Below are 20,060 nucleotides of genomic sequence, written 5' to 3' on the forward strand. Positions count from 1 at the left end.
GATCAGGGCTGATGCGCACAGCGGCGCAGGGCGGTGTCGGGCCTGCTTACTGCGAAAGATTGAATCCGCAGCCACAGGGCATCTTGCAGACTTTTCCAATGGGGCAAATCGGCGGCAGCCTGCATAAACTCCACACGCATGCCATCCCGTACAAAGGCGTGGTGGCAACTCGCGTTCGGGCCATCACAGGCCATCCAGCTCAGTGGCGCGCCGCTGGCGGCATCCTTCTCAACATACTGCATGCGCGGAACCTGGTTGGCCGCGGTCACGATCTCCTGCCGCTCCAGTCCGTGCACGTTGTTCACGGTGCGGACCTGGTGCTTGGCATCGCCCGGCTGGTACCAAGGGTGGATGTTCTCCGGCGCACACAGGGTGACAGTCACGTTCTGGGCGATTTGTGCCCAGGGTTGCGGCCCATGGCGTACCAATGACCCCGGGGGTGGACCAAAGTCTTTGCCGTGGGCGTAGAACTGCAGGCTGGCCGGCTTGTCACCCGCCTGGCCCGCATAACCCGCGGGTATGCGCCACTGCCCACCGGCCAACCAGAACACGGAGTCAGGGCTCTGCGCCCCCACGCCCGATACCTGGCGCTTGCCCCACCATGGCAGCTTAGCGGCATAGTCCGCTTGCGGCACACAGGTCAACACACCGCCCCTGGATTCGGACACGAACCCTGCTTCGCGGTACGACCAGTAGCTCCAAACCGGAGCCTGTACCGTACCAGTAGCCAGTTGCGCATGCCGCATGGCACCGCGGCCGGCCTGCATGGAGAACCCGGCCAGATCCAGCACACTGTTGACGGGCTGCAAGCCTTGCTCGGTGGCAGACAGCAGGCAATAAGCTTGCCCACCCGCCGCCACCTGCGCCACATGTGCAACCCGCTGGGCGGAATACACAGACCAAGCCAAGGCCAGCGTGATCGCCACGGCACCAACCCAGCGCACCACACTGGCGGGGTGCAAAGGCACCGCCGTGTGCATGGACGCACCACGCCAAGCGCGAGGGCTCAGCACCCACCAGGCCACTGCCAGCAGCGCAACCGCACTGTGTGTGATCCAGCCCGCATGGAATAACGCGTTGCAGACCTGCACCAAAAACGCCGCCAGAAACACCGCCCCTACCAAACCCGCCACCCCCCACAGATAGACCCGCGCCCAGTAGTAACTGCGACCAGACACCTCCAGCGGCTGCTTGCGCCACGCAAACAGGTACCGCAGCCCCAGAATCAGCAGCATCAGTTGCAGAAGGGCCGTCAGCAAGAACATGCCCATCACGTCGGCAGTTTCGCCGTGCATGCGGCTGAAATATATGCACAGTACCCCCCAGACCACGGCCAGCGTGGCCAGCAGTGGCGCGGCCCATTGGCGTGGAACCAGAGTCGCCAGCAGCACGGGTAGGCCGAAGAAAAGTATCAGAAGCACGCACCCTCCACCACTTTGCTGGGAGACAGGGACTGCAGTGCATCCGCCAAAGCCTGTTGGGCAGCAGGCGGCAGCACACCCAGGCGCACATGGCCGGGCAGCCCAAAGGACGCCGCATCGCGCAGCTTGATGCCCCGGGCGCGCAGGGCCTCGCAGAGCGCGGGCACGTCCACGCCTTGCGGCGGACGGGCGCAAAAGTAGGGTGTATCGCTGGGCAGCACCGTCCAGCCCAGACCTTGCAGCAGCGCCACCTGGCTGGCCTTCCAGCCACGCAAGCTGTGCAGGCTGGTCAACAACCAGTCTTGCGTGGCAGCTTGTGTCCACGCCTGCAGCATGGCCACGCCGTGCGCGCCCAGCACCCAAGACGGCGCCAGCGCGTCCAGTTGCGCAACCGCGGCCTCGGCACCCAGAGGCGCAATGGCAAAGGCCGCACGCACACCGGTAAGGCCCAAGGCCTTGTTCGGGGAAAACAGTTGCCAGACCCGCTGGCGTTGTGCATTACCCAGGCTGGGGGCACCGTCCAGCCGCAGGGGTGCATACGCGCAGTCCACAACGAGGACCTGGTCTGTACTGGCGGCATGCGCAGCATCGCCCTGCAGCCACGCGGGCCAGGGGCCATGGTTTTGCCCCAGCGGGCTAGAGGGTTCGCAAGCCCACGCCAAGTCCGCATCGTCGGGGCTGGCCACCACCCGCAAGCCCCAGGCCTGCGCAGCATGGGCGTAGTCGCCATAGGCATGGGCTGGCAGACTGACCGTGTTGTCACCCTGCTGCCGCACCCAGGCGGTGGTGCGAAAAATGCACTCGCTGGCACTGCCTGCCAGCAGGATGCGCCCAGCGTCCACGCCGTAAAAATCGGCCAGGCGCCGGCGCAGATCGGTGTAACCAGGGTCGGGGTAACGCGTGGCATCGGCTTGCTGTACGGCTGCCAAAGCCAGCGGACAAGGGCCACAGGCATTGCTGTTGGTGGAGAAGTCGTGCAGCGGCGCGCCCTGCCCGTCCGGACCACCATGGATGCGTGGCAGCTTATTCAAGGCGCTGCCCTTAACACTACAAAAATAATAGCTATTGAGGCAATACCGACGGGGGCTAGAAGCACATTTGATGCATACCGTATGGCCCGGGACGTGTCCTGCGCCTGCGGTGCAGGGGCCTCACCATTGAGCACATACCCTCCCGGTTTGCCCAGGCGCACACCCAGTGCCAGCGCCATGGCGGCCATGGGCCAGCCGCTATTGGGCGATGGGCTGCGAGTGGCCTCTGCACGCAGCCGCTTCATCTGCACGGCACCGGTCACCGCCACCAGCAACAAGGCGGTGATGCGCGCCGGCACCCAAGCGAGTACATCATCGGCCCGCGCCGCCCATTTGCCGGCCCAGGCCCAGTTGCGGCCCTGGCTGTCATTGGGGTAAAGGCCGGGGTAGCCCCACATGGCGTCGGCAGTGTTGGCAAAACGGAACAGTGCCGCGCCCGGCAGGCCCAAGAGCGCAAACCAGAACAGCGGCGCGATGACAGAATCGTTGAGGTTTTCGGCCAGCGTCTCGATGGCACTTTCGCGCACCTGCGTTTCGCTGAGCGTGGTGACATCGCGGCTGACCAGATAGCGCAGGCGTTCACGGCCCGATTCCAGTGACCCGCTGTACGGATTGCTAAGCGCGTGCTCCACGGCCAACACTTCGCTTTTCAGCAACGCCCAGGCCAGCAGGGGTTTGAGCAACAGGCCCAGCAGCAGCCCCGATACGACCCAGCCGCACAGGTCGCACAGCCACACCACACCGATTTGCAAACCTGAAAAAACTATCAAAATGAGAGCACCACCACCAATCCACGCGAGGGCTCCGAGCCAAAATGCCTTAAGGTCTTGGGCCGCAGGCAAGTCTTGTTGGGTGTGGGCCTGCACGTGGCGCCCTGCCCAGCCCAGGTAGTTGCCCATCCACACCACGGGGTGCCAGCGCACAGGCGGCTCACCCAGCCAGCGGTCCACGGCCAAGGCCACCAGCACAGCCAGGGCTGGAACCAGCGTGTCCATCAATCAATCAGTCGCGTGGCTGGGGCTGGCCTGTCTTCAGGCCCAGGCGGGCCAACAAATCCAGATCGGAATTGCCGGCCGGGTTGGGCGTGGTCAGCAGCTTGTCGCCATAAAAGATGGAGTTGGCGCCGGCCACAAAACACAGGGCCTGCACGGCCTCGCCCATGCCCTGGCGGCCAGCGGACAGACGCACACGCGCCTTGGGCATGGTGATGCGGGCCACGGCGATGGTGCGCACAAATTCCAGCGGGTCCAGATCGGGTTGGTCGGCCAGCGGCGTGCCTTCCACCTTCACCAGGTGGTTGATGGGCACGGACTCCGGGTATGGCGACAGGTTGGCCAGCTCAGCTATGAGGCCGGCGCGCTGCAGCCGCGATTCGCCCATGCCCACGATGCCGCCGCAGCAGACGCTGACGCCGGCATTGCGCACACGGGTCAACGTGTCTAGGCGGTCCTGGTAGTCGCGGGTGGTGATGATGTCGCCGTAAAAGTCGGGCGCGCTGTCCAGGTTGTGGTTGTAGTAGTCCAGGCCCGCATCACGCAGGGTCTCGGCATGGCCGTCGTTCAGCATGCCCAGCGTGGCGCAGGATTCCAGCCCGCACGCCTTGACGGTCTTGACCAGCTCGGCCACCGCCTTAATGTCGCGATCCTTGGGCGCGCGCCAGGCTGCGCCCATGCAGAAACGGGTCGCACCCGCGGCCTTGGCGGCCAGCGCAGCTTCGCGCACGGCCTCTACACCCATCAGCTTGCCAGCCTCGACGCCGGTGTCAAAGTGGACAGACTGCGGGCAATAACCGCAGTCCTCAGGGCAGCCGCCGGTCTTGACGGACAAGAGCGTGGCCAGTTCGACCATATTGGGGTCGAAGTTGGCACGGTGCACCGTCTGCGCCTGGAACATCAGGTCGTTGAACGGCAGCTCCAGCAGGGCTTGGATTTCGGCAACGGTCCAGACGCGTTGTGCCACGGCGTGGCGCGCTTTGGGGGACTTGTGCGGGGCGTGGAAGGTTACTGGCTTTTGGATGGGGGCGTCTACCTGGGTCATGTTCGTCGTCTTTGTATTTTTTCAGTCTTCGATTCCGCGCTGTGCAGGGATGCCCGCCTTAAAAGCGTGCTTGACCATCTGCATTTCGGTCACGGTATCGGCCAGTTCGATTATCTCAGGCGGGCAGCGCCGCCCCGTCAGCACCACGTGCACATGGCTGGGTCGGGTTTTAAGTGTCTCCAGCACATCGTCCAGCGGCATCCAGCCGTAGATCAGCGGGTACGTGATTTCGTCCAGCGTGACCATGAAATAGTCGCCACTCAGGATGGCGGCCTTGGCCTTCTGCCAGCCATCGCGCGCCAGTTGGGCCGAGTGTTCCAGGTCCTGACTCTTCCAGCTGAAGCCGTCACCCAGACCTTCGATGGGTATGCCAATCTGCTCAAACATGCGGTGCTCCCCAAAGCGGGCCGAAGGCACCTTCATGAACTGAAAAATCTTGACCGCCTTGCCGCGCCCATGCGCACGCAGCGCGAGCCCAAAGGCAGCCGTGCTTTTGCCCTTACCGTCACCGGTGTTAACGATGACGATGCCGCGGCGCTCGCCCTCGGCTTTTTCATACGGTTTGACAGAAGGTGGTGTTTCGATTTGCATAGGTTTTTCTGTAACTAAGCTTCAAGAGTGCACAGGCCCCGAGGAGACCGGGGTGGGCGTTCTGCGCAGGTAAAGGAGGAGCCCGCACAGCGGGCGGGGGACACGGAGCAGAACGCCCACCCCGGTCTCATCGGCGAGCACAAAAAGCGCGACAAAAGCAAGAAAGTCATTTGTTCTTAGGCAACGCCACCCATTGCCCCTCAATCGAATGAATAGAGATCCGCTGGTCAAACACGTCAATCAATGCCCGGTGGGTCTCAGCGTCACCGCTGGCCCCATGGTGCAGCAAACGTCCTTGCGCCATCACCACCACACGGTCCGCATGCAAAGCCATACCAATCTCATGCAACACACTAACTACGGTATTGCCCTGCTCTACCAACGCCTCCACCACCGCCAACCAATCGGCCTGGTGCGGCGGGTCCAGATTCGCCAGGGGTTCGTCCATCAGCAACACCTGGGCCTGCACGGCCAAGGCACGGGCCAACAACACACGCTGGCGCTCACCACCCGATAGCTGACCCAGCGCACGGCAGCGCCAGTCCCAAGCCTGGGTGGCGCGCAGCGCCTGTTCGACGGCGGCTTCATCGGCCGCGCTGGCCGGTGCCAACCAGGCCTGGTGCGGCAAGCGGCCCAGCATGGCCACATCCCACACGGTCAGGTCATCGGCCGAAGTTTCGTTCTGGCCCAGCCACGCCATTTGCCGGGCGCGTTCACGCAGCGGCACACTAGCCAGCGGAGCGTCCCACAGCGACACCGTGCCGGTATGCGGCAACACGCCTGCCAATGTCTTCAGCAGCGTAGACTTGCCGGCGCCATTGGGCCCGACGATGCTGGTCCACTGCCCTGCCGCGATTTCCAGCGACAGGCCGTGCAACACGGCTGTTTTGCTGGGCCCGCTGCCCATGGATGCGTGGACGGCGTCTGCCTTCAGCGCCACGGCCCCAGTCTTGCGCAGGGTCGTTGTCATAACGCGCTCCCCACCTTGGCCGGGCCGCGGTGCATCAGCCACAGCAGGTAACCGCCGCCCAGCACCGCGGTCAGCACACCCACCGGCAATTCTTGCGGCGCAATCAGCCAGCGGGCCAGTGTGTCGGCGGCCATCAGCAGCACTCCACCGACCAGGCTGGCCAGCAGTATCAGCTGGCCGTGTGTGGTCTTCAACACAGATCGCACCAGGTGCGGCGCTGCCAGGCCGACAAAGGCGATCAGCCCGGTCTGCGCCACCGCAGTACCCGTAGCCAGGGCCAGTACGGCCACCAGCGCCGCGCGCATGGGCACCACGGCCAGACCCAGGCTCTGTGCGGTGGCGTCGCCCAGGCTCAGCCCGTCCAGCACACGGGCCAGCAGCCAGGCGGCGATAACGCTGACCACCCAGGCAATCACCATCACGGACACCGACACCCAGCCCACAAACGCCGTAGAGCCCAACATAAAGGCCCACATGGCCTGCAGCGAATCGGGTGACAACATCAGCACCAGGTGCGTGACCGCGCCCAACACCGCACCCACCACCACACCGGCCAGCAGCAGGCGCAGCGTATGGCTGACGCCGCGTGACAAAACCAGAGTCAACAGAATCGCCAGCACAGCCCCTGCAAAGGCCGCACCAGTGAGACCCAGGCGCACCCACAGGCTGCTGGAAAACACGCTGACCGCCACACCGCTGTTCATCATGTTTCCAGCACCGCCCAACATCCCGGCGCCCCCACCCATGGCGGCTAGTGCCAGCGCAACGCCCAGGGACGCGCCGGATGCACTGCCCAGCAAATACGGGTCGGCCAGCGGATTGCGAAACAGCCCCTGTGCCACCGCACCGGCCAGCCCCAACAAGGCACCGGCCGCCCAGGCGCCCAAGGTACGCGGCAGGCGTATCTCCCACACGATTTGTTTGGCCATGACCGTGCGGTCGGGGTCCAGCGTCGGATTCAGCAGCGGCTGCAGCAGGTTCTCGAACCCGACACTGCCGACACAAATACCCAAGGCGGTGAGCGCCACGGCACCGACCACAGACACCCACAGCATCCAGCGAACACGTGACTGCATCATGGCTTGGACTTGTCCATGGCCAGCGCGCTTGTATTTGGGGCTTTACTCTCCAAACATTTCGCCATCAGGCGCGCGCCTTCTGCCATGCGCGGCCCGGGTCGCACCAGCACATTGGCCTCTTCCGACGGAAAGATGCACAGGCGTTGCTCACGCAGTGCACGGATGTTTTGCCAGCCGGGACGCTGCTGCAGGCCATCGGCGCTGCGCTGGCCAATCATGATCAGGTCGGGGTTGGCGCGCACGATGTATTCGGGATTCAGCTTGGGAAACGGCCCCAGCTTGGCCGGTACGATATTCTTCGCGCCCAGGCGCGTCAGCGTCTCGCCAATGAAGGAAACCTCACCCGCCGCATACGGCCCCTGATTCACTTCAAAGTAGACGCGGGCACCCCGCACGTTGGCCGGAATCGACTGGGCAGCCGCTGACACACCGGCATCGATGGCGCGCCAGATGCGTTGCGCGTCCTGCACTTCCAGCAATTGACCAATCTTTAGCATCACACGCTGCACGTCGGCATGGCTCTTGGGTTCCAGCGCCACCACCTTGATACCCAGGGCCTCCAGCCGGTCGCCCACGCGGGAAGACTTGGCCATCAGCACCACATCGGGACGCAGGGCCACGATGGCTTCCACGTTAGGGTCCAGCCCGCCGCCGACCACCGGCAACTTCTGCACGCTGTCGGGGTAGTTGGAATAACGGTCCACACCGACCAGGCGGGCGCAGTGGCCCAGCTCACACACGGTCTCAGTCAGCGACGGCAAGATGCTGACAATGCGCTGGGGTGCGGCCGGCAGCGTCACAGTCACGCCCCGGTCGTCAATAACCTGGGCGGCGTGCAGCGCGGTGCAGGCCAGCAGCACCGCGCTGGCCAGAAGTTTGAGCATGGAAAAACGCTTCGTCATCATCATGGAGAGGCTTTCAAAACCAAAGGCAGGCCGGCCGCCATCAGGGTCACACGCTGGCACACACTGGCCACATCCTGGTTCAGGCGGCCCAGGGCATCGACAAAGGCACGCACCTCGCGCCCCATAGGGATCACACCCAGGCCGATCTCGTTGCCGACCAGCACCACGGGGCCAGGGCTGTCCTGAATTGCTATCAAAAGTGAAGCGCTACGGGCATATTCTTCGGGGGCTAGAGGCATATTTTGCTCCAAGCCTTCTGGCTGGACGGGCATCAGCACATTGGTCAGCCACAGCGTTAGGCAATCGACCACCACCAACGTGTGGGGCTTGCTGTGCGCGGAAATGGCCTCGGCGAGTGCCAGAGGCTCTTCCACCGTAGCCATGCCCGGCACCCGCAGGGCGCGGTCGGCCTGGTGGCGGGTGATGCGTTGACGCATCTCGTCGTCCCAGGGTTGGGCGGTGGCAATCAGCACGGCACGGTGTGTGTCCGACTGGTCCAGCCAGGTGCGGGCCAGCATCTCGGCACGGCGCGACTTGCCGCTGCGCTGACCGCCCAGGATGAATTCGCTTTTGGCGACGGTGAGTGCGCTCATGGCGCAGACCCCACGCCGCTCGCCTGAGCATCCATCCATTGCATGATGATTTTGTGCATCTTGGTCACCCCATCGGTCAGCGCGGCGGGGCCCGGCTGCAGGATGTCGGGCGATTTGATTTCATACAACTGCGCGTCGCGAACCGCGTTTACTGCACTCCAGCCTTCCCGTGCCACCACGTTCTCGGGCCGGAATTTCTTGCCGCACCACGAACCCAAAACAATGTCCGGGTTGCGCCGGACGATCTCGGCACCGTCGGCAATGATGCGGTTCTTGCCCAGCGACTCCAGCGACAGCTCGGCAAAACAATCGTCACCTCCGGCAATCGCCATCAGCTCCGACACCCAGCGTATGGCGCTGATATGCGGCGTGTCCCACTCTTCAAAAAACACCTTGGGCCGCCGGGCTCCGGCTGCCACACGCGCCGCCACCGTGGCCTGCATGGCGCGCAGGTCAGCCTGCATGGCCTCAATACGCTGCATGCCCTGCTCCGCCTCGCCCACTATTGCAGCCACCTGGTACAGCATGGAAAAAATCTCGGCCACGCTGCGCTGGTTGAAGATGGTGACCTGCACACCCCTGCGCACCAGCTCAGATGCGATATCAGCCTGCAAATCCGAGAAGCCCAGCACGCAATCCGGCCGCAGGTCCAGGATCTTGTCGATCTTGGCGCTGAGAAATGCGCTGACCTTGGGTTTTTCTTCCCGCGCGCGCTTGGGCCGCACGGTGTAGCCCGAGATGCCGACGATGCGCGCCTCTTGCCCCAGCAGGTACAGCCATTCGGTTGTCTCTTCGGTCAGGCAGACGATGCGCTGCGGGCCTAGTGAAAAGTTGAGCATGTCGTTGTCGTCCATGGTCAGTCAGCTTTCTCATGGCGAGGTGCCGAAAACAGTTCTACCACGGCCGCCGGACAAGACGGGAACCAGGCATGGAAGTAGCTGGCACGCAAAGCGCCCTGCTGCCACAGTGCTTCGCCCGCATCCGGCTGCGGCGCGGTATCCGGTCGTGCCGTGCGTGCCACCGCCTGCAGCGACGTGCTGGTCGTCGAGTAATGGAAGGTATGGCCGCGCAATGTACCGCTGCCGAGTACCAATTGCTGTGGCCCCAGACCCGCCAGGCGCTTGTGCATCGTCACCTCACCCGGCAGCAAACCCCACTGCGCGTGGCGCTGAGCATCCACAGTGATCAGCGAGTCAAACAGTGCCATCATGCCACCGCACTCCGCCCACACGGGCTTGCCAGCGGCAATATGCTGGGCCAGGCTGTCACGCAGCGCGGTGTTTGCGGCAATGGTTGCTGCGTGTAATTCAGGGTAGCCACCCGGAATCCACACGGCATCACAAGCGGGCAGCGTCTGGTCAGCCAAGGGCGAAAAGAAAACAAGCTCAGTCCCTAGTGCGGTCAGGCAATCCAGGTTGGCGGTATAGATAAAACAAAAGGCCGCATCCCGCGCCACAGCAATCGTTTTGCCAAGCAAGGTAGGGAGTGCGGGCGGCTGGGCCTTCTGCGCAGGTAAAGGAGGAGCCCGCAAAGCGGGCGGGGGACACGGAGCAGAAGGTCCAGCCGCCTGCACTCCCGGGGCAAGGTGCACTGCGACTTCAGGCCCCTCAAAAGAAACGGACCACCGCTGCAAATCATCCAGTGTCATCCGCCCCAAGGGTGTTGAGGCAAGCGCATCCGCAGCAACATCCAGCCGCGCCAGCGCATCCGGCACCTCACTGGCAACCGTCAGCCCCAAGTGCCGCTCAGGCAGCACCATGCCTGCATTGCGCATCAACGCGCCCATCCACGCTTGCGGGTCTTGCAGGCTGACCTGCAACATCTCCGCATGGCGCACACTGGCCACGCGATTGGCCAACACACCCGCCCAAGGCATGTCAGCACGGTAATGTTGCAGCCCAAACGCCAACGCACCAAAGGTGCCCGCCATGGCAGACGCATCCACCACTGCCAGCACCCGCAAACCAAAACGTTGTGCCAGGTCCGCCGCACTGGGCTCGCCATCAAACAACCCCATGACCCCTTCGACAAGGATCAGGTCCGCCTCTTGCGCGGCAGCAAACAGGCGCGCACGGCAATCGGCCTCACCCGTCATCCACAAATCCAGCTGGTAAACCGGCGCACCGCTGGCCAGGCTGTGCCAGTACGGGTCCAGAAAATCCGGCCCGCACTTGAACACACGCACCCGCCTGCCCTGGCGCGTGTGCAGGCGCGCCAAGGCACTGGTCACTGTGGTCTTGCCCTGACCAGAAGCCGGGGCTGCGACCAATACAGCAGGACAGGTTGCGTGCGCCACCATGGCCTTACAAGGACCAGTTCAGGGACACAAACACATTGCGACCCGGCGTGGAGTAGGTATTGGCCAACATATATTTTTCGTCCGTCACGTTATTGACACGCGCCAAAACAGACACGTTCTTATGTACGGTGTAGTTCATGCCCAGATTGAGCACGGTGTAGCCCGGCAAGATGTCGCGTCCACTGAAGGCCAGGTTGTTGTCTTCGCGGTCGCTGGACACCTTGACTTCACCAAACACCGCCACATCACCCATGCGGTGGTTGGCCCGCGCATTGAACACATTGCGTGCAATGCGCACTAGGCGCAGGTCGTTGGACGCCGGGTTGGTGGAATACGAGCGGGGGTCCGCGTAGTCATACGACAGCGAATAGCTGCTGGCGCCGGACTGCACATCGGCACTCAGCGTAAGCCCGCGCAACACGCCCAACGCGCTTTGTACATTGGTGGCTGGCAAGATAAAGCCCTGGATGTCATTGTGGTACACCACTGCACCCATGGACAGGTTGGCGGCGTGGTAGCGCAGGCCCAGCTCCGTAGCGCGGTTGCGCTGCGGCACCAGGGCTTTGTTACCAAAGTTGGGAAAGTAAAGCTGGTTAAACGACGGCGCCTGGAAACTGGTGCCCATACTGGCCACGCCCCGCACTGATTCTGTGATGCGGTAGCCGCCCGAAACCGCCCAGTTGTTGAAACTGCCAAACTGCGAGTTGTCGTCGTTGCGGGCTACCAGCAGCGCATTCCACACAGGCCGGTTCACGGCATACGAGACCAGTGCGCTGCGTACATCGCGGCTGGTCACGGTGTAGGCGGTGGAGCTGTCTACATTTTCATGGCGGTTCTCCAGCATGACGGACATCACGTCTTTGTCCAGCGTGATGTCGTTCTGCCAAGTGAGCTGGCGTCGGTTGGTGTTGAAGCGGGTGTTGCCGCCCCAGGCACCGTCAGACACACGGTAATAGTCGCCCATCGAACGTTCGTCACTGGTGCCCACAGTCAACGCTGCGTGCCACTGGGGCATCCACTGGGCGTCCCATTTCATCGTGGTGTGGTGGAGGTTGATCTTGGAGCGCGCGTCGGTCGTCAATCGGCTCAGCCCCAAGGGGTTGGGCGAGGGTGTGGCGTCAAACTGGTACTCGGTGTCGTTGCGAAGCAAGCTCAGGCTCAACGCATGTTCGCGGTTCAATTTGGCCGTCAGTTTGGCATCCACACTGGAGGCGCTGAAACCGTCTTCATCCGGGTTGTAGGCATTGGCCGCGGGGTTGGAGATCACGCTGATGCCGGTCGCCTTTTCACGCGACACGCCCAGGCTGTAGCCCAGGATTCCACTGGTGCCGCGCACCGATGCGCCAGCTTGCTGCTGGCCGTCGGTTCCGCTGCCGATGTTGGCATCGGCTTGCAGACCTTCGCCGGCTTCACGCGTAAAAATCTGGATCACGCCACCCACGGCATCCGGGCCATACAGGGCAGAGGCCGCACCACGCAGTACCTCAATCCGCTCGATGCGCGACAGGGGAATGTTTTCCAGCGACGCGCCGCCCGATGTGGCCGAACCCACTCGAACACCGTCAACCAGCACCAGGGTTTGTGAGGTGCTGGCACCGCGCAGGAACAGCCCTGTAGTGGAACGGTAACTGCCATTGCTGGCGAACTGCACACCCGGTAATTGGGCTAGGACATCGCGTAACGAAGACTGGCCTGCCAGCTCCAGCGTTGCGCGGTCCACCACCGAGATATCGGCCAAAACATCCGTCACCGGAGTGGCCACGCGTGAAGCGGTGACCACAGTTTCTGCCAAACTGACTTGGGCGTGGATGGGGAATGCAGCAGCCAGAGCCAGCGATAACGTGGCCAAGCGCGCACCAGAAGTGCTTTTTTTCATAGTAATAGAGAGACTCTTCGACAGGAGCCCTCGCCGTCTTCCCCGACAGCGCATGGGCATCACGGTTGCGCGACTAGCGTGCAACCACCGTATTGGCCGGTATCCGGGCTGGTGGAGCAACTCCCATCGCCTTCCCAGGCGCGTGTTCAAAACGCCCAGTGGCTGTGATGGGAGCGAAATCGCGGGGCGACTCGTCCACTTACCGTTGCGGGGGCAGCGCAGGTTAGACTTGCTGTGGACAGCGCACCCTCCTGCTTCCCGTTGAACTGCAGCGTGTGAACCACGCCGCGAGAACCAACGCAGCAATTTTACGTCACTTTGACGTGGTAAACCCTACAATGCCCAGTCTATGGCGAACCAGAACCACATCGACCAAATAGCCGAGCGCGTTGACCGCTTGTTGGTGCGTTATGCCGAGTTGCAGCGCACCAACGCACTGCTCACCGGCCAGGTGGAGGCACTCACCCATGAGCGTGATGCGCTCAAATCCCGCCTGAATGCCGCACGCGCCCGGGTGGACGCCCTGCTGGAGCGATTACCGGATACGACGACTGCGGTGCAAAAAGATCCATCATGAAACAGCTTGAAGTTCAAATCATGGGGCAGACCTATTTGCTGGGTTGCCCGGAAGGCGGCGACGCCCGCCTGCTCGAAGCCGTAGAGCGTGTCGACACCGCCATGTGCAAGATCCGTGATGCGGGCAAGGTGCGCGCCCGTGACCGCATCGCTGTGCTGGCGGCCCTGAACCTGGCCTTTGACGTGCCACAACAGCAGACCTCCGCACCCGCCGTACCGGGCCAGGTCGCTACCGCCACGGACGAGCGGTCCGCTGAACACAATCCCGATTCCGATGTACTGCTGGTCTCCCTGCTGGAACGTCTGGACGAAGCGCTGAGCGAAGACGGCAGATTGCTTTAGGCCTTTGCCGAAAAGCCTACAATGGGCCCGTCTGCAGTGCTCTCCGGGCTTTATATTTCCTGCAACCAATGCTCTTTGAGCCCGGGCTTGGAATATTGCCCCGCTAGCGTGATCATCTCGCGTCAGATGAACCCAAAGCGTGTGCTGACCTCGCCCACCTGAACCCAGGTTCAGGATGCCGGCCCGGTGGCATTTGCAGACACCTTATTCGGCCCATTACCGCTACGCGCTTCTTATGAGTGCACGCCACAATCCGGTATTACCCATAGGCCGGGAGTCCGGCAAACACTTCAACGACATATTAAAAACATGACACGGACAAAACCTCGAATCTTCTTGAATTTTGTTTTGGTCCTGTCACTATTCTTTCTTGCCGAGAAAAGCTCCTATGCCGTCGAGAACATTGGTGCACCCCTAGCGCTGCTAAAACAACGGCAGCTTGGTGATCTTGACCGATTAATGAACGGGTATTTGGACGGGTACAAACGCGATACAGACAAAGAGTTTGACGCGGCAAACGCCTTTGACACACTCAGTGTCAGGGACTTGAACATTTCCCATTTGTTTGACGAATGGATTATGGCGTTTCCAAAGTCTGCCGCTGCTCGATTAGCCAAGGGAAGGTACAACTATGAAATGGCTTGGTTGTCGCGAGGCGGAGGTTATATCTCAGAAGTCCCGCAAGACAAGATCAGCGGAATGGAAAGCTACATCAGCAGATCGATTGAAGATCTGCGTCGGGCCTGCGAACTAGATCCATCGCAAGCACTATTTTCTAGATACCTCATTCAAGCCTACATGACGCTGGGGCAACGAGAAGACCTATATAGAGAATATAAGAGAGCGATCACACTGGACCAGCACGTGAGAGGCGCTCGATACGCTTACTTGTTCGCGCTCCTCCCGCAATGGGGCGGGAGTTACCAAGAAATGGAAGGGTTCCTCAGCGAACTTAAAGGAATACCGGACACTCCCAAGACGATAAAAACAAAAGGGGACTTAGAGCAGGTGTACTACTTACAAAGATCGCAGCAATCTTTCCGAGAAGCTGACTTCGAACAAGCACTGAAATTTGCAAACCAAGCCGTCGCAGCAAATCGCAGTCAACCCGCGCTTTCTCAGGTAGGGTATGTCTTGGTCAAACTCAACAGGCATTCGGAGGCGATCAGCATATTTACTGAGGCGATAGACTTGTCGCCCGCAACAGCAAATGAATTGCGTGGTCCCCGCCAAAGTAGAGCCTTTGCCTACAGGACCCTGCTACAGAACAAGGAAGCTCTTGACGACTACGCAATACTCGCAGAAAGAGGTAATGCTTACGCTCAGTATTTTTTGGGGTACGCATATGTCAAGGGTTGGGGTGGAATAAAGCAGAATCAACCTGAGGGAATCAAATGGCTATCGCTAGCAGCTGATAGAGGAAATGAAAGTGCTAGAAAATTAATATTGGAAATAAAGTCTAACGAGATTAGGTAAGTACTTCTGGGGCATGGCTGTGAAAGCGGTCTCCTGCTCGACTATCTTTATAGTTTCGCAATTTCGCAGTTTGGCGGTAGCCAAAGTTAAAGCTCAGATTCACTGCCCATGCTCTCCCCTCTCCTGATTGTTGAACTGGCCGCCTTGGGCCTGGCCACCGGCTTTCTGGCTGGCCTGCTGGGCATTGGTGGAGGCATGCTGATCGGGCCTTTCATGACCCTCATCCTGTCGGCGCTGGGTGTTCCGGCCGACCTGGCGGTCAAGATGGCGATTGCCACCTCCATGGCCACCATCATGTTCACGTCCATCTCCAGCGTGCGCGCCCACCACAAGCGTGGCGCTGTGCGCTGGGATATCGTCAAAGGCCTGGCACCCGGCATCGTGATCGGCGGTGCGCTGGCCAGCGCCGGGGTGTTTGCCCTGCTCAAAGGCAGCTACCTGGCCATCTTTTTTGCGCTGTTTGTCGGCTTCTCGGCTACCCAGATGTTTCTGGACAAAAAACCCAAACCCAGCCGCCACATGCCGGGTACTGCGGGGCAGGTGGCCGCGGGCAGTGTCATTGGTTTTCTGTCGGGCTTGGTGGGTGCCGGTGGCGGCTTTATCAGTGTGCCGTTTATGGTGGCGCACAATATTTCCATCATCAACGCCGTGGCCACCAGTGCGGCGCTGGGTTTTCCCATCGCACTGGCCAACACGGTGGGTTATGTGGTCAGTGGTGCAGCGCTGCCCGATCTGCCGCCCCACTCACTGGGTTATGTATGGTTGCCCGCCTTGGCAGTGATTGCCAGTTGCAGTGTGTTCACCGCGCCCCTTGGGGCCAAGGTGGCGCACCGACTGCCTGTGGCGAAACTCAAGAAGGCCTTTGCGTTGATTCTCTACGTCTTGGCCAGCTACATGCTCTGGAAGGGTATGAACGGTTAACTAGAACGGAATCGCGCATGCTCCACACGCGGTGGGCAAATCCGATTGAGCGAAGTCACTCAGCCCGGTATGCGTATGGCAGACAGCCGCCGCTCCACAAACCGCTCAAACAGCAGCGCAATCACCATGCAGACCAGCCAGGCACCCGCGGTGAACCAGGCGGCGGCCCCGGCAAAGGTCCAGGCCCATTGCACCCACAGCACATTGCCTAGCAAGACGATGGAAAAGTGTGTCAAAAACAGCGCATAAGAGCTGCGGCTGAGCACCCGCAGCAGCCGAGTTGCCACTGACAACTGGCGCGCAGGGGTGGTGGAGGTGGTGTGGGCGGCCTGTGCCACACGCCACCGCACCACACCCAGACCGATGGCCACCAACACGGCAAGGGCGATACGCAAGCGAAAGTCCCACACCAGCGCGGCAGCGCCTACCACCGCCAACACAACCAGCCATTTGCCCGCGTTGCGCGAATGGCCCGCCCACCACGCAAAGGCGCCCAGTCCGTAGGAGCCGAAGAAATACAAGGCCCAGATGTCCACCGATTCGTGCAGGTTGAAAAAGAAGAGCGAACCCAACATGCAAACGCCCACCAGCCACAACGCCGCACGCCCACCTATCCATAGAAACAAGGCCATCACGGCGAAGAGCTGAAAGTCTATGGCCACGTACCACACCCCGACCGATAACGCCTCGTAGTCAAAGATGTCAAACAGCAGTACAAAGTGCGCCAGCAGCGCGATGAGGCTGGGTGCCGTGGGAATGAAGTCGGCATCCAGCCAGAGCCTGGCCACGGCGCTGCAGGCTATCACCAGCAATAGCGCCGCACCAAAGGGCAGCGCCAGACGCACATAACGTTGGGCAATGTTGTGCCAGGGCGACGTACGCTGCAAGTGCCCGTGGGGCGCCAGGGTGCCGGCGGCAAGGTAACCCCCAATCACCAAGAAAACCTGCACCGCCATGCGGGCGTACTCAAAAAACCATTCGGTCAAACGGGGGGCCACAAGGTCCAGCGCTTCGGCCAAGGGGCCGTAGACCGTGAAGTGGTGCAAAACAATGAGGTGGGATGCCACCACCTTGGCGGCATCGATATGGGTTTGGCGGCGGGGCATGCTGGCTAGTATGCGGGCAACACCAGGTCGGCCGTGCCAGGGCACACCCAGCGTGCAAACTCCCGCGTGGTGTCCATGCAGCCGCCCGCCGCGGTGTAGACACCACGCGGCTCCCGGTAACGCTGCATGTAGGCGGCGATGCGCGACACCTCCGCAGGGTCGGCCTTGGATGACTGCACCAATTGCTCCACCTTGGCCTCGTTTATGCGCTCTTCACCCTCGGCATCCTTGTACAGGCCGTGGCGCCAATGGTAGATCTCCAAACACTTGTCGACCAGTGTGTAGGGCTGGTCCCGCTTCCAGAAATTGTTGAACAAGCCGTTACCCAGGTACATGACCCATGAGCCCTCAAAACCCGACGCATCGGCCGAGGGCTCATCCGGGTTGCGAAACCAGGTGCGGTCACCGGGCACAAAAAAGCGTGGTGGCAGCGGTTGCTCCATGCTGCCCTGCTCGCGCAGGAAAACATCATGGAACATCCCAGACTTGATCGGGTGCTCGGCCCAAAGGGTCTGCAGCTGTGCGTACAAGGCCGGGTTGCAGTGCTCCAGCTCCTGGGCTATGCCCAGCAGAATCAGATACTCCGACGCGCGGTAACAAGAGAATGCATACAGGTCACCGGAAACCTCGGGCTGCGTGGCCTTGACCAGGGCCTTCGTCAGCGACGCACCGGGCAGAATCACAAAGCCGCGGTCTTCGTCGTACCGCCAGCAATCGGTGGGGCGATTGACCTCTACCGTGTGGAAGGCCAGTGTCGTCTTGCGCGCCGCGTGTACGGTGTTGATGCGGATACGCACCGCGCTCAGCAGCTCTTCCACACTGGGAAACTCATACGCCACGGGGCACATCAGCATGCACACCACAATCTCACGGGTTAGATCCTGAACGCTGCCTACGGTGTCGAGCTGCAGAATGCTGGCCACCTTCAAAGTGTCCAGGCAAGGCGCCCACTGGTGCACATGCTGTGGGCGCAGGCGCATGGTGACAAAACCACCTTGGTCGTCGCACCCGGCTTCAACTATCAGCATGGGGAGCAGGTCCGCCAGACCCAGTTGCTCCAGCACACCCGCACACACTGTGGTTGGCGCTACATTGCCATCACTGCGCAGGCGGTAGCCCTTGCAATCGAGCGCCGACTGTCCCATCCAACGGTCCACCATGCTCTGTCTCCTACATCAAATAGCTTGTATTTTTTGGACGAGACAATGTAACCCACAATTTCTGAGAGGAATTAGTCAGCAGAGATCTTTTGCGGCGCCGATCCCCAGGGGACTGCTTCGGCTCTGGGCCAGGGGGCCTTAAGCCAAATTGACCTCTAGCCCCCCTGCAATATCACTAGTTTGCTATCAAATCAGGATTTTTTGGTTTGCACCAGCACCCCACCGTCCAGCGGATCCATCACAAAACGCAACGGCAGGAACTGCTCTATCACCTTGGCATTGGTTCGCGTGTGCTCGGACATGCTGGTGGCCCAGTACTGCCCGGCCTTGCCTTGTAGCGCGGCCAGGGCCATGGGGAGCATCAACTGGTCCGCCAGGTGCTCGCCCACTGGCGCGCGGTGTGCCAAGTAGGCCTGTGTCTCGCGTAGCACCGTGCGCGCCACTTCTTCAGCGCTGATACTTTTCTCGCCAAAGGCGGTCAACACTTCGGTGATGTGCTCAAACTGCAGGATCACCTGCAACGCATTGCCCGGCCCTTCGTTGCTGCGCAGGGCGCGGTCGCGTAGTTGGTCTTCCGTCCAACCGAGCGCGCGGCCCAGCACGTCTAGCTCGCGGCCGGCCACGCCCTTGGGAATGCCGGCGTGCAGGCATTCGGCCCAGGCCTCCAGGCGCGCGCCGCGCTCCATCAGGTGGATAGCAGCAAGGCCGTCCGCAGGCGGCGCGATGCGCACGCGCACCTCGCCACCACCAGCGGGGTAGAAGCCATGGCGTTGCACTTCCAGCGCATACACGGACTGGCCACCGCCTGAGAAGTACGGCGCCATGCGGTTCAAGAACGTGGCCGAAGGCGCCATGGGGTTGTGTGTACCGCCGCGCAGCACGATGGTGGAGGCATGTGCAGCCAGGGCCAAGGGCCACAGCACGGTTTGCAGCACCAGCATACAGCTGCCGGCAGAGCCGACTGCGAATTCGTAGTCACCGCCATGCACTGGCCCAGGAGTGAAGCTGAGTTGGCTGGCGCCAATCTGCACCGCATTGCCATCCGCGTCCACAGCTTGGCAGTGTTCAGGACCGCCGCCCACAGCCACAGCCGCCTGCACACAAGCCAGGTGCTGGCGCATCAGGCCGGGCTTGGGGCGCTTGGCGCGGATGTTGACCAGGTTGAAGGCTTTGCCCGTGATCAGGCTCAGTGCCAAGGCCGTGCGCAGGATCTGCCCACCGCCCTCGCCTTGTGAACCGTCGATTTCAACCGTTGTTGTTTGTGTTTCTGTTTTCACCATTTTTCTTCTTCTCGATTTTTAATGCCATACCGGCCTGGCTTACGCGCCGGGCCTTTTCGACCCGCGCACGCTCCAGCAGGCGGCAGGGTCGGCAACGCACGGCGCGGGTGTCGATCTGCCCCTTGGCAATCTCGTACCACCACTTCTGCTGCTTGGCTGTCCATATTTCTTGCGCACCGCAGTTTTTGCAGACAAAGGGTGTGTCGATGTAAAACGACGGCAACAGGCCGTAGGTGTTGTTATGGGCCAGTTGTGCAGGGTCCGCTGCCATGGCACCCAAAGGCACCGCCTTGCTTGGCATAAAGGGGTTGGGCGCCTGCGCAGCGCGCAGGCGCACCAGGCGCTTGGCTTTGATTTCCTCCCGCCTTTGTTTTCCGCTTTTCATCACACACACTTC

Annotated in this window: 20 protein-coding genes and 1 riboswitch; of the genes, 4 read left to right on the forward strand and 16 right to left on the reverse strand. The window is 61.7% G+C overall.

The window, feature by feature from the left end:
• Nucleotides 1-2 precede the first annotated feature (2 nt).
• From HZ993_RS04240 to HZ993_RS04295, 12 genes are all read right to left on the reverse strand, one after another.
• The gene (locus HZ993_RS04240; RefSeq protein WP_209396028.1) at nt 3-1,421 is read right to left on the reverse strand and encodes a hypothetical protein; all 1,419 of its coding nucleotides are present in this window, start codon (nt 1,419-1,421) and stop codon (nt 3-5) included.
• The gene (locus HZ993_RS04245; protein ID WP_209396029.1) at nt 1,412-2,452 is read right to left on the reverse strand and encodes an aminotransferase class I/II-fold pyridoxal phosphate-dependent enzyme; all 1,041 of its coding nucleotides are present in this window, start codon (nt 2,450-2,452) and stop codon (nt 1,412-1,414) included. Before HZ993_RS04245 ends, HZ993_RS04240 begins: the two co-directional genes overlap by 10 nt.
• Complete coding sequence (cbiB, locus tag HZ993_RS04250) at nt 2,449-3,447, reverse strand: adenosylcobinamide-phosphate synthase CbiB (RefSeq protein ID WP_209396030.1); 999 nt, start codon at nt 3,445-3,447, stop codon at nt 2,449-2,451. The genes HZ993_RS04245 and cbiB overlap by 4 nt, the downstream gene beginning before the upstream one ends.
• A 7-nt stretch (nt 3,448-3,454) precedes the next feature.
• Complete coding sequence (gene bioB, locus HZ993_RS04255) at nt 3,455-4,489, reverse strand: biotin synthase BioB (protein ID WP_209396031.1); 1,035 nt, start codon at nt 4,487-4,489, stop codon at nt 3,455-3,457.
• Nucleotides 4,490-4,510: 21 nt separating this feature from the next.
• Nucleotides 4,511-5,080, reverse strand: a complete 570-nt coding sequence (gene cobO / locus HZ993_RS04260; protein ID WP_209396032.1) for a cob(I)yrinic acid a,c-diamide adenosyltransferase — start codon at nt 5,078-5,080, stop codon at nt 4,511-4,513.
• A gap of 166 nt (nt 5,081-5,246) precedes the next feature.
• Nucleotides 5,247-6,050: an ABC transporter ATP-binding protein gene (locus HZ993_RS04265; protein ID WP_209396033.1), complete on the reverse strand. Its 804-nt coding sequence runs from the start codon at nt 6,048-6,050 to the stop codon at nt 5,247-5,249.
• The gene (locus HZ993_RS04270; RefSeq protein ID WP_209396034.1) at nt 6,047-7,129 is read right to left on the reverse strand and encodes an iron ABC transporter permease; all 1,083 of its coding nucleotides are present in this window, start codon (nt 7,127-7,129) and stop codon (nt 6,047-6,049) included. Before HZ993_RS04270 ends, HZ993_RS04265 begins: the two co-directional genes overlap by 4 nt.
• The gene (locus HZ993_RS04275) at nt 7,126-8,031 is read right to left on the reverse strand and encodes an ABC transporter substrate-binding protein (protein WP_209398257.1); all 906 of its coding nucleotides are present in this window, start codon (nt 8,029-8,031) and stop codon (nt 7,126-7,128) included. The genes HZ993_RS04270 and HZ993_RS04275 overlap by 4 nt, the downstream gene beginning before the upstream one ends.
• 2 nt (nt 8,032-8,033) lie before the next feature.
• Entirely contained in the window at nt 8,034-8,627 is a 594-nt protein-coding gene (locus HZ993_RS04280; protein ID WP_209396035.1) for a bifunctional adenosylcobinamide kinase/adenosylcobinamide-phosphate guanylyltransferase, read from the reverse strand.
• Nucleotides 8,624-9,481: an ABC transporter substrate-binding protein gene (locus tag HZ993_RS04285; protein ID WP_209396036.1), complete on the reverse strand. Its 858-nt coding sequence runs from the start codon at nt 9,479-9,481 to the stop codon at nt 8,624-8,626. The genes HZ993_RS04280 and HZ993_RS04285 overlap by 4 nt, the downstream gene beginning before the upstream one ends.
• A 2-nt stretch (nt 9,482-9,483) precedes the next feature.
• On the reverse strand, nt 9,484-10,926 hold the full coding sequence (locus tag HZ993_RS04290) for a cobyrinate a,c-diamide synthase (protein WP_209396037.1): 1,443 nt from the start codon (nt 10,924-10,926) through the stop codon (nt 9,484-9,486).
• 4 nt (nt 10,927-10,930) lie between these two features.
• Nucleotides 10,931-12,802: a TonB-dependent receptor domain-containing protein gene (locus HZ993_RS04295; protein ID WP_209396038.1), complete on the reverse strand. Its 1,872-nt coding sequence runs from the start codon at nt 12,800-12,802 to the stop codon at nt 10,931-10,933.
• A 76-nt stretch (nt 12,803-12,878) separates the two neighbouring features.
• Nucleotides 12,879-13,116: riboswitch (cobalamin riboswitch) on the reverse strand.
• A 35-nt stretch (nt 13,117-13,151) separates the two neighbouring features.
• Between HZ993_RS04295 and HZ993_RS04300 the strand changes: the two genes are divergently transcribed.
• The 4 genes from HZ993_RS04300 to HZ993_RS04315 all read left to right on the forward strand — a co-directional run bounded on the left by HZ993_RS04300 (nt 13,152) and on the right by HZ993_RS04315 (nt 16,117).
• Nucleotides 13,152-13,379, forward strand: coding sequence for a cell division protein ZapB (locus tag HZ993_RS04300; RefSeq protein ID WP_209396039.1), 228 nt, complete (start codon nt 13,152-13,154; stop codon nt 13,377-13,379).
• Entirely contained in the window at nt 13,376-13,720 is a 345-nt protein-coding gene (locus HZ993_RS04305) for a cell division protein ZapA (RefSeq protein ID WP_209396040.1), read from the forward strand. Before HZ993_RS04300 ends, HZ993_RS04305 begins: the two co-directional genes overlap by 4 nt.
• Before the next feature lie 309 nt (nt 13,721-14,029).
• On the forward strand, nt 14,030-15,196 hold the full coding sequence (locus HZ993_RS04310) for a DUF4034 domain-containing protein (RefSeq protein WP_209396041.1): 1,167 nt from the start codon (nt 14,030-14,032) through the stop codon (nt 15,194-15,196).
• A 108-nt stretch (nt 15,197-15,304) separates the two neighbouring features.
• A complete protein-coding gene (locus tag HZ993_RS04315; RefSeq protein WP_209396042.1) occupies nt 15,305-16,117 on the forward strand; it encodes a sulfite exporter TauE/SafE family protein in 813 nt (270 codons plus the stop codon).
• A 59-nt stretch (nt 16,118-16,176) separates the two neighbouring features.
• Here HZ993_RS04315 and HZ993_RS04320 read toward each other — a convergent pair whose 3' ends face one another.
• From HZ993_RS04320 to HZ993_RS04335, 4 genes are all read right to left on the reverse strand, one after another.
• Nucleotides 16,177-17,223, reverse strand: a complete 1,047-nt coding sequence (locus HZ993_RS04320; protein ID WP_209396043.1) for an acyltransferase — start codon at nt 17,221-17,223, stop codon at nt 16,177-16,179.
• Between the two features lie 5 nt (nt 17,224-17,228).
• On the reverse strand, nt 17,229-18,383 hold the full coding sequence (locus HZ993_RS04325; protein WP_209396044.1) for a hypothetical protein: 1,155 nt from the start codon (nt 18,381-18,383) through the stop codon (nt 17,229-17,231).
• 191 nt (nt 18,384-18,574) lie between these two features.
• Nucleotides 18,575-19,663 (reverse strand): RNA 3'-terminal phosphate cyclase, encoded by a 1,089-nt coding sequence (gene rtcA / locus HZ993_RS04330; RefSeq protein WP_209396045.1) that lies wholly within the window; start codon nt 19,661-19,663, stop codon nt 18,575-18,577.
• On the reverse strand, nt 19,629-20,048 hold the full coding sequence (locus HZ993_RS04335) for a zinc-ribbon domain containing protein (protein ID WP_209396046.1): 420 nt from the start codon (nt 20,046-20,048) through the stop codon (nt 19,629-19,631). Before HZ993_RS04335 ends, rtcA begins: the two co-directional genes overlap by 35 nt.
• Between the last annotated feature and the right edge of the window lie 12 nt (nt 20,049-20,060).

The organism is Rhodoferax sp. AJA081-3 (genome assembly GCF_017798165.1).
Lineage (GTDB): Bacteria > Pseudomonadota > Gammaproteobacteria > Burkholderiales > Burkholderiaceae_C > Allorhodoferax.